Source organism: Ruminococcus sp. (assembly GCF_016283395.1).
Genome location: NZ_JAEEMU010000047.1, coordinates 21,024 through 36,698, shown reverse-complemented (window position 1 = coordinate 36,698; position 15,675 = coordinate 21,024). Strand labels below are relative to the sequence as shown.

Below are 15,675 nucleotides of genomic sequence, written 5' to 3'. Positions count from 1 at the left end.
TGTTTGATAACTATAATCAGTCCAATTTACATTATAACACATAATTTACAATAAATCAATATCCGCGTTGATTTTTATAGTAATTAGTAAGCGGCAAACAGTGATTGTTGGGCAGTATGTATAAAACATCAGTGACGGTGTCCTCGGCGTTCCGCGAGTGAGCAGAAAGTAGATTGTAGGGGCGAGTTCCGCTCGCCCGTAAACGACAGTACAAATAACATGACCGAATTGTAGGGACGCGCATTGCGCGTCCGCCAATTACGCATAAACTCCAAATGACACACTGTAGGAGCTGCCTTTGTCAGTCCGCAAGAGAGCGTAATTGTAGGGGCGAGTTCCGCCGTCCGTGTGAACTGCATATTGTTCCGTAAGCGATGTACGAGAGACAATGTGGAAGCGGTCGAGCCGGCTCAGCTTGCATAAAAAAGCCTGACGCAGCATATATTTCTGTGAAAAACTATTTTATGTTAAGGCGCATATGGGAGGCGGTCAATACTGAAAAAGCAGAATTTCATAAAAGGCTCGATAATACTAATGATATCAGCAGCGGCGGCGAAACTGCTTGGAGCGGTTTTCAAGATACCGCTTACGAATATACTTGGCGGAGTGGGCATGAGCTATTTCAGCTGCGCATACAGCCTGTTCATGCCTATTTATTCCTTGACCGTAACAGGACTCAGCTCCGCAGTCGCACGTATGACAGCCCAGAGCGCGGCACTTGGTATGTATGCCAATGCGGCGAAAGTCCGCAGAACCGCGTTGACTATCTTCTCACTGGCAGGGCTTGTTGGCAGCCTGCTCATATTTCTTCTTGCAAAGCCTTTCAGTGTATACAGCATAGGAAGTCCCGAAGCATGGCTTGCTGTGGCGATGATAGCTCCTGCGGTGCTTTTCGGCTGTATAACAGCAGTTGAGCGCGGCTACTACGAGGGCATGAGCAATATGTACCCTACGGCATTTTCTCAGGTGGTCGAGGGAATAGTAAAGGCAGCAGCAGGGCTTCTGCTGTGCGGATATGTTATGGAAAATCCGCAGGTCGTTACAGGATATTTCCCGTATATAACGGATATACGCGCCGCAGCTGCGGCGGCAGGCATAGCAGGAGTTACTCTTTCCACCGCAGGCGCAGCCCTTTTCTTTGGGGCGGTAAGGCTGTTCACTAAAACTCCCGGGAGCAGCGAGAGCTTCGTCATGAGCAGAAAAGCCATAGTACGCGAGCTTACGGCAACAGCTCTTCCCGTGGGAGTTAGTGCGCTTGTGACAAATCTTACTGCATTGATAGATATGTGGACGGTAATAGGCTGTATATCGTATTTTGGCAGCAGCATGACTGCTCCCGAGGGCGTTTCGGAGGGAGAGTTCCCTTATTTTATATATGGTTCGTTTGCAGGCATAGCACTTACGGTATTCAATCTTGTGCCGTCAGTAACGAATATGCTTGGCAAGGGCGCACTTACCTGCATAACAGCTGCATACGAGAACAAGGACAGAGAAGCTCTTGAGTACGGCACATTGCAGGCACTTCTTACATCTGCGTTCATAGCCATACCGGCGGCAGTTGGAATAACGGTGCTTGCTCCCGAACTGCTAAGCTTTCTCTACCCTCAGCAAACAGATGAAGCAGCCTTTTGTGTTGGCTCGCTGCGCTGGCTCATGGTCGGAATGGTATGCCTGTGCATTTCCTATCCGCTTTTCAGTATGCTACAGGCAGTAGGGAAAACATCATCGCCGCTGAAAATAATGCTTCTCGGTACGGCTGTAAAGCTGGCAGGAAATCTTGCGCTCATACCATTTATGGGAGTTGACGGTGCAGCACTGTCAACTTCACTGTGCTATGCTGTGATACTTATAGTATCTGTCAGAACTTACATAAAAGCGACCGAATTGCATATTGGTGCAGCTCAATTCGGAAAAGTTGTGTATTCTGGAGCAATGTGCGGCGGAGCAGCATATCTGGTATCATCTGTGCTGAAAAAAGCAGAAGCATCGCAAATTACGGTCATTGCTGTTTCTGCGTCAGTGGGAGGGATAGTTTATCTGGGGCTGATAGTCTCGCTTATGGGCAAGATAAGCACAAAACGAAGCAAAAGTGCATAAAAGTACTTGCAATTTTGATTTTTTTGTGATATTATACAATTATTAAATCAAGGGGGCAGAATAATGAATAATATCCTTAAAAAAATGACAGCAATCACAGCAGCATTTTCTGTTATATGTGCTTCACCGGTATTCAGCGCATATGGAGCAGGAAGCGCAACAGGAGACAAGTATGAGTTCAATGGCATCGATCCTGAGAAATCAACAGTCAAGCCGATAATATCACTCAGCAAGATCGAGATCTCATTGGACGAAGCAAAAAAATCGCCTGTTCAGTCTATCGAAATGAGTATCAAGGATGCTGACAAGAAGTATGTAGCTACAGGTATCCATGTAAGATATGATGACAGACTGAAGCTCGTGGAGCGCGACGAAATGATAGCTGAGAGCGGTCCTGCTATCAAGAGACTTGGAACAGAACTCTCCGAAGAAGACAATTGCATCTTTCTTGTTACAGCGGGTTCGGGCGATTACGGCCGTAACGGTGTAATGTGGACATTTGATCTCAGACTTCCCGATAACGTGAAGGCTGGAGATCTTTTTCCTGTAAATATAGAATACGATGCTGAGAATGACCTGTTTGCTTCTATTGTCAACAAGGCAAATTCAAAATATATGGAAGCATGGGTGTTTACCAAGGGCATCGAGCAGGGCTACATCAAGATAAAAGATGATGAGAGCCAGACTACAACTACAACTGCAACAGCTACAGAAACAACATCGGCAACTACTACTTTCACGACAACTGTACAGCCAACAGAAACTACTAAGAAGATAACTTCAACTACAACTGTAAAGCCTACAGAAATTATAAAGAAGAACACTTCAACTACAACTGTACAGCCAACAGAAACTACAAAGAAGATCACTTCAACTACAACTGTACAGCCTACAGAAACTACAAAGAAGAACACTTCAACTACAACTGTAAAGCCTACAGAAACTACAAAGAAGATCACTTCAACTACAACTGTACAGCCTACAGAAACTACAAAGAAGACAACTTCTGCAACAACAGTAAAGCCTACAGAGACTACCAAGAAGACAACTTCTGCAACAACTGTAAAGCCTACAGAAACAACAAAAAAGAACACTTCAACTACAACTGTAAAGCCTACAGAGACTACAAAGAAGAACACTTCAATTACAACTTTACAGCCTACAGAAACTACAAAAAAGGCAACTTCTGTTACAACTGTAAAGTCTACAGAAACTACAAAGGAGTCCACTTCGATTTCTTTGTCATCAACTACATCAAAAACAGAGACAACAACAACTTCGACTTCAAAGACAACAAATACAACAACTACTACTTTATCAAATACTACATCTACACAGACAGCAGGTACAACTTCCACAACTACAACATCTGCAGTTACAACAACTTCCAAGCCTGTGGAAACAACTTCAACATCAACTACAACAACTGTACAGCCAACAGAAACTACGAAGAAGACAACATCAACAACTATTTTAGACACAACATTAACATCAACTACAGATGCGACAACTACCGATCGTTCTTACTGGACAGGTCCTAACGATGATTATCTTACAACCTCTACAACAACTGTAAAGCTTACAGAAACAACAAAGAAGATAACTTCTGTAGCTACTGCAATTTCATCACAGACAACAACTACTACAATTACTTCCACAACAACTACATCTGATCCTCACGCACCGTTTGCCAGAACAATAACAGGTGTTTTTGATCGCCTTGATTACAATGTTATCTGCATGACTGACGGCAGCCGTTATTCCTTTGTAACATCAGGCGTTCCATCAGATGTTCTTGAGACACTTCATTCTCTGAAAAAGGGCGACAACATAAAGATCGAATGTATGATGACTGCACGCTGGAGCTTAGTTATAACATCAATAGAAAGCATTGAAATAATTCCGGCTGCAACAACAACTACTACAGCTAAATCGACTACCACAACTACAACATCTGTTAAGCCTACAGAGACCACAAAGAAGACTACTTCAACAACTGTAAAGCCTACAGAAACTACTAAAAAGACAACTTCTTCAACAACTGTTAAACCTACAGAAACTACTAAAAAGACAACTTCTTCAACAACTGTTAAACCTACAGAAACTACTAAAAAGACATCTTCTTCAACAACTGTTAAACCTACAGAAACTACTAAAAAGACATCTTCAACAACTGTTAAGCCAACAGAGACTACAAAGAAGACAACTTCTTCAACAACTGTTAAGCCTACAGAGACTACAAAGAAAACTACTTCTGCAACATCAACAAACACTACAACATGGATGATCTTTACAACGACTACTTCTACTACAGAGACAACATCAATAACATCTACAGATGTAACAACTACTGATCGTTCATACTGGACAGGTCCTAACGGCGTTGATATTACAACTTCCACAACAACTGTAAAGTCAACAGAGACTACAAAGAAGACAACTTCAACAACTTCAAAGCCTACAGAGACAACGAAGAAGATATCTTCAACAACAACTACTACGCTCATATCAACTACATCAACTTCAAAAACATCAATTGCATCTACTACAACAACTGCAAAGCCTGTAACAACAACTACTACAACAGAATTACCTACACTGACAACATCATCAACTTCAACACCAAATACAACAACAACTACTACGCTCATATCAACTACATCTACTTCAAAAACATCAATTGCATCATCTACAACAACTGTAACATCAACATCGACATCAACTGCTACAACAACAGCACAGACAACTACTACAACTCCTGATACAGGAAAGAAGTATAAGCTCGGCGATCCTAACGGTGACGGTCTTATAGACTCAGTTGACGCTTCTGCAATACTGAAGATATATGCAAGATTATCTACTAACAGCTCAGAGCCTACCGAAAAGGAAAAGGCTACCTGTGATGTAAATAATGACGGACTTATCGACTCGGCAGACGCATCAAAGGTACTTGCTTACTATGCATATATCTCAGCAAACAACGACATCGAGATAGAGGCTTTCCTCAACAGAAAGTAAGCTTTTGACAAAAAGGAGCATGATCAATGAATAAAATTATCAGGAAAATAATTTCAGCAACTACCGCAGCATTAATGCTCGTATCTGCAACAGCTCTACAGGCTTTTGCTTCAGGTGCTGCCAAAGGCGATGAATACGACCTCGGCGACCTTGACGTTTCAACGGCAACTGTAAAGCCTTCGATCCATATAACACAGCAGATAATTAGTTATGCTGAATACAAGGCTAATCCTGTCAGGACAATAGATGTTACTATAAGCGGTGCTACGGGAAAATACGACAATGCAGGATTCAGCGTAAAGGTAGATGACAGACTTAAATTAGTCAAGGACGACGAAGGCTATATCGCAGAAGCAGGTCCGGCCCTCAAAAGAAGTATGTTTGAATGTATTCCCGAAGGAGATAACGGTTTCAGAGTTATTATCGCAAGTGCAGGCGCGAAGAATGGTGACGGCGTAATGTTTTCATTTCAGGTCGAGCTTCCCAGCGATATCGAAGTATTCAAAAAATATCCTATTGAGATATACTACAATAAGGACACCGATCTTTTCACTAATGCGTTAATGGACGAAGAGGGAAAGCTCATGGAGGCATGGACTTTCGCTTATGGTATCGAGCATGGATATATTGAGGTCGAATCGGACGGCACACATGATCTGTTTCCTAAGGGCGATGTGAACTACGACAGAAAGGTAGACTCTGTAGACGCTTCCATGATACTTGCTTTGTATGCGAAAATATCAACAGGCAAAACAGAGCCGACAGAAAAGCAGCTCACGGAATACGACTACAATGGAGACGGTTCTATAGACTCTGCCGACGCATCAAAGGTGCTTGAATACTACGCAGCAAATTCAACTTCAACTAAATAAACAGTTAGCCCCGAGGCAATGCCTCGGGGCTTTTCCTTTTGAGTCTTTAGCTTATTGTAGGGGCGGATATTATCCGCCCGAAATGTAGGGGCGAGTTTCGCTCGCCCGATAATAAAGCGGCGAAGCCGCTTCCTAATGGCTAAGAGCTAACGGCTAACAGCTTTGATCAACGCTGCTGTGCTCAAAGCTGACACCGTTCTCGTTATCTTCGATAATAAGGTACGAAGCACCTTCCAGTCCCGAAGCCGAAACGGAGACCACATTTCCTTTCACAAAATTCTCATGGCAATGACCAACTACAACGAGATCGTATCCCTTTACTTCTTCGCTTTCGCAAGCCTTATCGAACTCACCGTTTTTCAAAGATGACAGCGGCAAAAACGGATAAGGCGCATTTACATCTAAAAACAGGAAATGAGAAAAACGTATTTTATGCCCGTGACATTCACTTTCATAATAAAGCGGCATCTGTTTGATGAACTGCATTTGTTCGTCCGTAAGCTTTTCCCTGATACCGTCATAATAGCTCCTCAGATGCTCCACGTCAGGATCGACATCGACTCCGTGCTCAGCATAAAGCTCGCAGTTGCCTTTCAGACAGACTATCTCACTTGCTTTTAAAAGCTCAAGACATTCTGTTTCTTCATTTCCGCGCTGAAAGATATCTCCCAAGAATACTGTAAGGTCGGGAGCTTTTTCCCTTATCTGTTCAAGCACTTTTTTCAAGGCTTTAAGGTTTCCGTGAACATCTGAGAATACTGCGATCTTCATAACTTATCCTTCTTTCTGTATCATGTTGTAAAAATAGAAAAACGCCATAGTGCTCATATCAGAAAACTATGGCGTAAAACTTTATCGGTAATGGTTCGCTTTTACTTTAATACCGAAGCATCGGGTGCTGTGATCTTATCGGCAGTTATCTTATACTTGATAACAGTCTTTTTGTTGTTGGGGTCTTTTCCTGTCGGGAAGAAACATACATCGAATTCGTTCATTTCATCGCCCAGGATAAAGCCGCCGATGACACCGCTGAACTGACCGTTTGAAGGGATAGTGAACGGATCAACGAAATACTTGTCGTCCTTGAAATGGCTTCCTGCATAGAGCTGTGTGCGGACCTCTGAATAGAGCTTAGTGCCCTGTGGGAGCTCAATGTAGAAGTTGTTGAGTGTGCTGAGCTCATACTCCTTATCAGTATTGTTGCGGAGAGTAATGTCAAAGTATATAAACTTTGCATTATCATCGCGCATACCTGTATCGAGAACAGCATTAAGAGTAAAGTCGGTATCGTTTTCGGATATCATAGTACCTAATTCACCATTGATAACGTCAGTACCCATAGAAGCACGATCTACAGGAGTCTTGTCCTCGTTAGAACTTGTGGGACGCGGCTGAGATGTTACCGTAGACTTCTTTTTGCCAAGACAACCTGCGGAAACAGAAGCTGTCATAACAGCCGCAAGAAGTAATGCATAAAGCTTTGTTTTTTTCATTTTTCTATCCTCCGAATTGTTTGAAGCCGCTATACGGCGTATTTTTATTTATAACAACTATAGTATATCACATTTTACAGCGAAATGTCAAGATTAATTCGGATAAGGGGAAAATAATAAAAGATGCGAAAAAATCAAAAAAGCACTTGCAAAACATAGTAAACCTATGGTATAATTAGTATGCATTAAACGACCGCTTGAAAGGAGCGTACTAATGAAAATATCTACAAAAGGCAGATACGCACTCAGAATGTTGTATGATCTTGCTGTTCATCAGGAAGAAGGCTATGTATCTTTAAAGGATATTGCTGACAGACAGAGTATATCAAAAAAATATCTTGAACAGATAGTGCCTCTTCTTAATAAAACGGGACTTCTCAGAACCAATCGCGGAAACAGAGGCGGTTATATGCTTGCAGGAAAGCCAAGTGATATCACAGTGGGAGATGTGCTGAAAGCAACTGAAGGAAGTCTCGCACCTGTAGCGTGTCTTGACTTTGAGCCCAATGAATGTCCGAGAGTTAATGAATGCTGCACACTTTTTGTCTGGGAAGGGCTTAATAAGGCTATAAACGATTACCTTGACAGTATAACTCTCCAGACGATAATCGACCGCGGAAATGTTATTGGCGGAGACTATTGCATATAAGCATTTTATAATGACAAAAGCGGAGCTTTTAAGCTCCGCTTTTGCTGTATAATGGCATTTAAGAATTATTCAAACATAGGAGTTGAAAGGTAACGCTCACCTGTATCAGGGAGAAGAGCAACGATTACCTTGCCCTTGTTTTCGGGGCGTTTTGCAAGCTGTATAGCAGCCCATACAGCTGCACCTGACGAGATACCAACGAGTACACCGTCGTTTCTTACGATGCTTCTGCCTGTTTCAAAAGCGTCCTCGTTTGAAACTGTGATTATCTCATCATAAATGCTTGTATTGAGTGTCTCGGGAACAAATCCTGCACCGATACCCTGTATCTTGTGAGGACCTGCTGTGCCCTCTGAGAGAACAGGAGAGCTCTTAGGCTCTACAGCAACTACCTTAACGTTAGGGTTCTTTGACTTGAGGTAAGCACCTGTACCGCTTAAAGTACCGCCTGTACCTACACCTGCAACGAATATATCTACCTTTCCGTCAGTATCGTCCCATATCTCGACACCTGTTGTCTTTTCGTGGATAGCAGGGTTAGCAGGGTTAGTGAACTGTGAAGGTATAAAGCTTCCCTTGATCTCAGCAGCAAGCTCCTCAGCCTTAGCGATAGCACCCTTCATGCCCTTTGAACCGTCTGTGAGTACCAGCTCTGCACCGTAAGCCTTCATAAGGTTGCGTCTTTCGATACTCATTGTCTCAGGCATTGTGATAATGAGTCTGTAGCCTCTTGAAGCTGCAACAGAAGCAAGACCGATACCTGTGTTTCCGCTTGTAGGCTCGATAATAACGCTGCCCTCGCGGAGTATGCCCTTAGCCTCAGCGTCATCGATCATAGCCTTTGCGATTCTGTCCTTGACGCTTCCTGCTGGGTTGAAGTATTCGAGCTTAGCGAGGATAGTAGCATTGAGCTCGTGTGTCTTTTCAAGGTTTGTGAGTTCGAGAAGGGGAGTTCCGCCGATAAGATCAGTGATCTTCTTATAAGTTTTCATAATAATATCTCCTTTATATAAATTATATTTAAAATTTCGTTTTATTCAAAAAGCATTTCTTGCATAGGATATTCAACATCGTTTTGAAAGAATATCGTACATTCATCTCACTCCGTTTCATTCTACCATATTTCCTATATGTTTGATATGATATTATTATAGCAGTAAAATTTACATTTGTCAATCCCTTTTTATGATTTTTTTGAGAAAAAAATAAAGCTCCCGAAATATCGGGAGCTTTCAGTTCTTTAGTTCTTTGGCTTTTCGCCTGTGGAAGCAGTAGCAGCGAACTTAGCAAATTCACCTGAAGGGATAACGTCCTCAACTTCCATAGCGTTTGAATCGAAGTATACCCATACGAGCATAGCAGCCATACCCGGGTTGTTCTTGAGGTTTATGCGGTAGCATACTTCCTCGCCGGGCTTTGCGGAAACGTTGTCGCCGTATGCAACGAAGCCTGTCTCTGATGAAACGTCCTGAGCCTCGATGCTGCCGCCTACTCTGATATTACCCTGTACTACCTTATCGGGCTTGAGAGAATCGCCGCCGATAGTTGAGAAATCAGGGTTAAATCTTACAGCATAGTCCTTTTCGGGGATATTGTCCTTGAGCTTGAAATATACCTCAATGAAGTCATCATTGAACACATAGTCCTGATCCTTTGAGATATCGATCCACAGACAGTATCTGCTGTCTGTCTTGCTTACGTAATTATCAACAGAAGCAGCAGTTGCAGCTTCTGTAGCCTTTGTAACGATCTGTGTAACTACCTGACCGTTAGCGTCTGTAGCCTTTTCACCGTTTGCCTCAGTAACTTCAACTACCTCTGTAGCAGGCTCTTTAGCAGCTGTAGGATCTTCGGCGTTAAGTGCTGTAGCCTCATCGGGAGCTGATGCAAGTCCGAGATCGGCAGGTGAACCTGACTGGAAAGGAGTTACGATAACGTTGCCTTTTTCGTTGTCGATGTGCTCGAGAGTAGGAGCGTTGCTGTCCTCTGTTGCAGCGGCAGTAGTTGCGCTGCTGTCATTATTTCCGCTGCCGTTGTCTTTTTTATTTGAATCCATACATGATGCGGCAGATGTAAGCAGAACGCAGGCAACAGCTGCGATCGCGATCATTCTTTTTCTAAAATTACTCATATTTTGCGTCCTTTCATTTCATATAATGTTTTTATACGATTGAAAATGCGAAGCAGTGCTCTTCGCTAACCTTATAATAATTATACACGCGCCTTTAATATTTGTCAAGCCGAATAACAAATTGTAATCAATTCTTTGCATATTCACCACGGGGATTTCATCGTTCTGTCATTTTTGCCTGCAAGTGTAAAAACAGGTAATAAATTGGCAGATTAATAAATAAAGTCATACCAATTTATTGTTTATTAGTTCAAATCATGTATTGCAAAGAGCTCAAAGCCGTGTTATAATTATAGTAAGTGTTCTTAAAATCGATATCTATATATTCCGCTTCTGTAAGATACACTATTATGACTCAAAACGATCAGCAGCGGAGCAGAGGTATGGGGTATCGGTTGTGTTTGAGTTTTCGTGATCATCTATGATGAAGAGAGGAAATTTGAAATGAGGATAAGGAAGATCGCACTGATAGTTGCTGCGGCATTAGCCGTATCAGCAGTCGGCTGCGCGAAGGAAAAGGGGACTCCTGATGTTGTCGAGAAAGATAAGGAGACACAGGAGGAAATTACTACCGTTATTACCGAGGAGGAAACTACAGAGATGGCGACCGAGCATATCAGCCCAGTTGAGACCGTTTCAGCAACTCTTAATTCGCAGATAACCGTTAACAGGACTATCGGACGAGCTGAGGGAAGCAACACGATCAAGTTCCCCCTTGCCGATCTCATTGAGGACGGCGACAGGGTAAAATCTTTTACTTTTACTATTTATTCAGGTGACGGCGGCGACATAGGTGGCTTTAAGGGTGGATGCGGCATTGCTGTTGACACCGATTGTCCTGCTGCAACGAATAAAGGTTGGTATCAGAGCCCTGATTTTTCAGCACCTACTCAGGGAAGCTATGGTGAGATAACATGGAATGTACCTGACGAGCTGAAGGACTACATACACGCAGGGGGAGAAGTTCTGTTCGGATACTGGTGGGGCAATTGTGAGAGTATCAGGATAGAAAATGTGGTATGTACATACGAAAGAACGAGAGAAGTTCCCGTTGACGGCATGGGGGCAGCAGAGGTAGGGATAAGCGTAAACTATTCCGACGCTGACAATACTATCCATGTACCTCTTGATTTTATTCCCGATAAGGTAATACCTCAGGTCGTTACTTTCAAGGTAAGTGCGGCAGGAGGCTTTGGAAAATATACGGGAGCATTCGGCATAAACTCTTCAAAGGGCAAGTATCAGTCAGGTGATACTGCCGTATTCACCAACGATTCCAGCATAGAGCTGGTATGGTTCGTGCCTGATAAGGCTAAGGAGTGCATAGCTCAGAACAACGAGCTTGTGCTTGGCTACTGGTGGAGCGAACAGCCTTCCGTTACTCTTGATACTGTGTCTGTAAAGTACAGTCAGGGCGAGGGCTTTACAGGTGAATTCCCTGTTATGACCACTACAGCTGCATCCGAAGATAACGCTGCTGTCCAGACTGCAACAGTTGCTGCGGCAGAACGCGGCTTCCGTACAGCAGATGAGATAGTATCACAGATAAAGGTGGGCTGGAATTTAGGCAATACCCTCGACAGCTACAATACTGACAAGGAAGGCCTTGAGACCGAGACTGCGTGGGGCAATGTCAAGACCACAAAGGAGATCATCAAGTCAGTCAAGTCGGCAGGCTTCAATGCAATAAGAATACCTGTAACGTGGGCTGAGCATATGAACGGCGATACTATAAGCACCGAATGGATGAACCGAGTACAGGAAGTAGTCGATTACGCTTATAATGAGGGAATGTTCGTTATAATCAATATGCACCATGATGACTATATCTGGTTCGAGCCTCAGAAGTCGTCATATAACGGCGACAGCTTCAGGCTGAAAACCATATGGGAGCAGATATGCGAGCGTTTTGCCGATTATGATGACCGCCTTATATTTGAAGGCATGAACGAGCCGAGAACTGTAGGTTCTACAATGGAATGGATGGGCGGTACAAAGGACGAGCGTACAGTCATAAACGATTATGCCAACGACTTTGTAAACACAGTACGCAAGAGCGGCGGAAACAATGCTGCAAGAACACTTATCGTAACTACTTATGCAGCTTCTGCCGACAGTATAGCACTTAACGATTTCAGAGTACCGACAGGCGGAAACATTATCCTTTCCGTGCATTACTATGCTCCGTGGAAGTTTGCGGAGGGTTCGGAAACAGCCTTTACCGAAAGCGGCAAGGACGAAGTAAGTGCCAAGTTCGCAGAGCTTAAAAAGAAGTTCATCGACAAGGGAACTCCTGTAATAATCGACGAATTCGGCTGCGTAAATGCAGCAAGTACTGCTACACGCTGTGATTACTATAAATACTACATCAATAATGCAAAGGCTAACGGAATAAAGTGCTTTGTTTGGGATAACGGAAAAATGAGCGGTGAATCAAGCTTCGGTATCTTCAACAGAGGAGCACTTACATGGGACGGCGACCTTCTCGGGGCAATAATGGAAGGCGCAAAATAAAGATCAGCTGCCTGTTCTGTTCATAAAAGCGGAACAGGCAGAAATTATATTAATGTAAATTGAAATAGGAAAGAAAAAACTGTGTAATACAGCCATGAGCCGTTAGCCATTAGGCATTAGCCGAAAGAGTTCGCTAACGCTCACATTATTTAAATTATTCGCCGAAAGCGACACCTTCTTTAATGCCGATAGCGGCAGAATCAGCAGAACATAATGTTGTGGGAAGTGTTTCGACAGAACTTGCATCAAAGCCGGTAACAGTACCGGATCATCAGAATTATCAGAAGATAAGCTGTGAAGAGCTTTGCAAGTATACAGCAACAGATGCGGAATATATGTCATTGCCCGAGGATATGCGCTCATGCAGACCTTTCGGACGCGGACTTGCAAGCGGTACATGGCTCGTTTCACTTATCATAACACTTGCCTACATAGCAGGTTTGGTCTACAGCAAACATAAGGGCGACCTTACAATGGGCAAAATGATCTTCGGCGTTTTGTTCGTTTCGGGGATAATGCTTCTGTATACGTGGGGGATTGTTTTCAGAAAACCTTTTTCCCGAGAAACCACGACCTATGCGGACGGTATAATAATAGACAAAGCAGAAGAATTAGGAATATGTATTTTTACAATGATATTTCCTGATTCACAGCAGTATCTTCAGAAACTTAAAACTGACAAGAAATATTTTAAACAGTTCGGAGTGAATGAAAGAGTAAGGCTGTATTTCAACGAAAAATACAGAAAAGACTATGCAGTTTTTGTGAGCGGCATATAATTTTAGTTAATTTTTCCGCTTGACACAGATAAAATAATATTATATACTACATTTAGCTGCGGTTATATGATCCGCAGTTAAAAATGCAGTAATAAAATCAATATTAAAACAGAGGAGGATCTTATGAAAAAGGTTTTATCAACATTACTCGCAGCAGCTTTAAGCGTTTCCGCTATCGCTACAGTACCTTCCGCCGAGGCTGAAAAGGCAACTGCCGCAGCAAAGTCGGGAATGGTAATTCTTGGCGACAGTATCGCAACAGGATATACAAAACAGGGCAATGTTGCTCATAATTATGGTGAGATATGCGGCGATTATCTTGGCTGCAAGGTCTCAAACTATGCAGTTGTAGGTGATACAACAGATGATATGCTCGCACTTATCGACAAGATGTCTGCCGAGCAGAAAAAGAATATTTCCGATGCTGAATACGTTGTTATTTCCATAGGCGGCAACGATATCATGCAGTATATCGCAAAGGGACTTATTGATTTCGCACTTTCAAAGCCTGATCAGAATTTCTTCAATGAAGGCTATACAGCAGCTGATATCCCGAAAAATCCGACTATGAACACATTGACAAAGGTGCTCAATATCAACAACATTCTTGCTTATGCAAACGGCGGCACAAAAGCACAGATAGAGCTTGCAATTCTTTTCGGCGATATCGGAAGCAACCTCAGCTTTAAGAACAAGACCTATGAGGGATATATCGAGACTCATATCATCCCTAATATAAAAACTGCAACCGAAAAGATAAAGGAAGTAAACCCCGATGCAAAGATAATGGTGCAGAACATTTATCAGCCTATACAGTTCGATCCTACATATCTCTCAAGTACATACAGCGCAAAGCCTGGCAACGTTAAATTTATCAACCTTTTGAGAGCTCAGATGGAGACTGTAATGGGAAGCTATTCAGAGCAGATCAGTGCTGTTGACGGTATCGACGTTGTTGACATAAAGACTGAATTTACATCTTATGATGGTGAGCTTGACTCAGAAACTCCGGGCAATGCCAACTACTTCATTGACGTTCAGACAGGCGGACTTTCAACTATGGACGTTCATCCTAACCAGAAGGGACATCTTGCTATCGCAGCTGCTATACTCAGCAAGATCGGCAAGCTCCACGTTGATGACGGACTTCTCACAGAAGTATACAACGGCATAAAGGATAAGGACAAGTATCCTGCAATTGCATATGCAACATACAAAAAGGTAGCAGGCGAGCCTAAGGTGACAACAACTACTACAACATCAACAACCACTACCACAACAACTTCAAAGACTACTACAACAAGCAAGACTACCACTACTACAACTACTTCAAAGACCACAACTACTACATCTAAGCCTACTACTACCACAACATCAAAGACCACAACAACTACATCTAAGCCTACAACAACTACTACATCAAAAACTACAACTACAACAACATTAAAGCCAACTACTACCACAACTACAACAACTTCTCCTGCAAACAATACAAAGTATTATGGAGCTATATTCGTAAACAAGCCTGAAAAGACAGAGTATACTGTTGGTGAAAAGGTCGATTATACAGGTGCAAAGTTCCATTATACAGTAGAAGCTGAAAATGGCTCGACTCATGCAACAGGCGGCAAAGAGCACAAGTTCTCGGATATAAAAGAAGATGTATTCACTGAGAATTATGTTCTTGAGTATTCAAACATCAATCCTGAGACATTCGTTATCACTCTTGACAGATCAAAGGTAGATACATCAAAGGCAGGTACATATAAGGTAACTGCAACTCTTACAAACAAGGACGGCTCAAAGGTCTACGGAACAGCATCCTTTGAGATAGTTGTAAAGGCTGCCAGCGTAAAGCTCGGTGACATAAACAATGACGGACTTGTTGATTCTGTAGATGCTTCAGGTATCCTTGCAGAGTACGCAAGACTTTCATCAAACGATGCAAAGGGCAAGTTCACTACTGCTCAGGGTAAGGCAGCAGACGTTGACAATAACGGTCTTATCGACTCAGTTGACGCTTCAAAGGTACTTGCTTACTATGCGTATGTATCAAATACAGACAATGCAAAGTCTATAGACGAGTATCTCAAGACAGGCAAAAAGTAAACATAACGACAGC

At 42.8% G+C, this 15,675-nt stretch carries 11 protein-coding genes; 7 read left to right on the top strand and 4 right to left on the bottom strand.

What is annotated here, in order from left to right; translation table 11 throughout:
- The first annotated feature begins 492 nt into the window (after positions 1-492).
- The 3 genes from QZZ41_RS11815 (at position 493) to QZZ41_RS11805 (ending at position 5,987) form a co-directional block, all read left to right on the top strand.
- A complete protein-coding gene (locus tag QZZ41_RS11815; protein WP_367267478.1) occupies positions 493-2,097 on the top strand; it encodes a polysaccharide biosynthesis C-terminal domain-containing protein in 1,605 nt (534 codons plus the stop codon).
- A 63-nt stretch (positions 2,098-2,160) separates the two neighbouring features.
- Complete coding sequence (locus QZZ41_RS11810) at positions 2,161-5,115, top strand: dockerin type I domain-containing protein (RefSeq protein ID WP_295072302.1); 2,955 nt, start codon at positions 2,161-2,163, stop codon at positions 5,113-5,115.
- A gap of 26 nt (positions 5,116-5,141) precedes the next feature.
- Complete coding sequence (locus QZZ41_RS11805; RefSeq protein WP_295072299.1) at positions 5,142-5,987, top strand: dockerin type I domain-containing protein; 846 nt, start codon at positions 5,142-5,144, stop codon at positions 5,985-5,987.
- A 153-nt stretch (positions 5,988-6,140) separates the two neighbouring features.
- On the opposite strand, the gene QZZ41_RS11800 is transcribed toward QZZ41_RS11805, so the two are convergent.
- Together QZZ41_RS11800 and QZZ41_RS11795 are read right to left on the bottom strand one after the other, a co-directional pair.
- Positions 6,141-6,758 carry a metallophosphoesterase gene (locus tag QZZ41_RS11800; RefSeq protein WP_295072296.1) on the bottom strand — a complete coding sequence of 206 codons (618 nt, stop codon included), beginning with the start codon at positions 6,756-6,758 and terminating at the stop codon, positions 6,141-6,143.
- A gap of 101 nt (positions 6,759-6,859) precedes the next feature.
- Positions 6,860-7,480: a hypothetical protein gene (locus tag QZZ41_RS11795; protein WP_295072293.1), complete on the bottom strand. Its 621-nt coding sequence runs from the start codon at positions 7,478-7,480 to the stop codon at positions 6,860-6,862.
- A 214-nt stretch (positions 7,481-7,694) separates the two neighbouring features.
- Here QZZ41_RS11795 and QZZ41_RS11790 point away from each other — a divergent pair, with 214 nt between their 5' ends.
- On the top strand, positions 7,695-8,129 hold the full coding sequence (locus QZZ41_RS11790) for an Rrf2 family transcriptional regulator (protein WP_295072290.1): 435 nt from the start codon (positions 7,695-7,697) through the stop codon (positions 8,127-8,129).
- 65 nt (positions 8,130-8,194) lie between these two features.
- Here the strand turns inward: QZZ41_RS11790 and cysK are convergent, their stop codons facing one another.
- Both cysK and QZZ41_RS11780 read right to left on the bottom strand, forming a co-directional pair.
- The gene (cysK, locus tag QZZ41_RS11785; protein WP_074714515.1) at positions 8,195-9,121 is read right to left on the bottom strand and encodes a cysteine synthase A; all 927 of its coding nucleotides are present in this window, start codon (positions 9,119-9,121) and stop codon (positions 8,195-8,197) included.
- Between the two features lie 248 nt (positions 9,122-9,369).
- Positions 9,370-10,260, bottom strand: a complete 891-nt coding sequence (locus QZZ41_RS11780) for a hypothetical protein (RefSeq protein WP_295072286.1) — start codon at positions 10,258-10,260, stop codon at positions 9,370-9,372.
- Between the two features lie 444 nt (positions 10,261-10,704).
- On the opposite strand from QZZ41_RS11780, the gene QZZ41_RS11775 reads away from it, so the two are divergent.
- The 3 genes from QZZ41_RS11775 (at position 10,705) to QZZ41_RS11765 (ending at position 15,662) form a co-directional block, all read left to right on the top strand.
- Positions 10,705-12,774, top strand: a complete 2,070-nt coding sequence (locus QZZ41_RS11775; protein WP_295072283.1) for a cellulase family glycosylhydrolase — start codon at positions 10,705-10,707, stop codon at positions 12,772-12,774.
- Positions 12,775-12,956: 182 nt separating this feature from the next.
- A complete protein-coding gene (locus tag QZZ41_RS11770; protein ID WP_295072280.1) occupies positions 12,957-13,553 on the top strand; it encodes a hypothetical protein in 597 nt (198 codons plus the stop codon).
- A 123-nt stretch (positions 13,554-13,676) separates the two neighbouring features.
- Entirely contained in the window at positions 13,677-15,662 is a 1,986-nt protein-coding gene (locus tag QZZ41_RS11765) for a GDSL-type esterase/lipase family protein (protein ID WP_295072278.1), read from the top strand.
- Positions 15,663-15,675 lie beyond the last annotated feature (13 nt).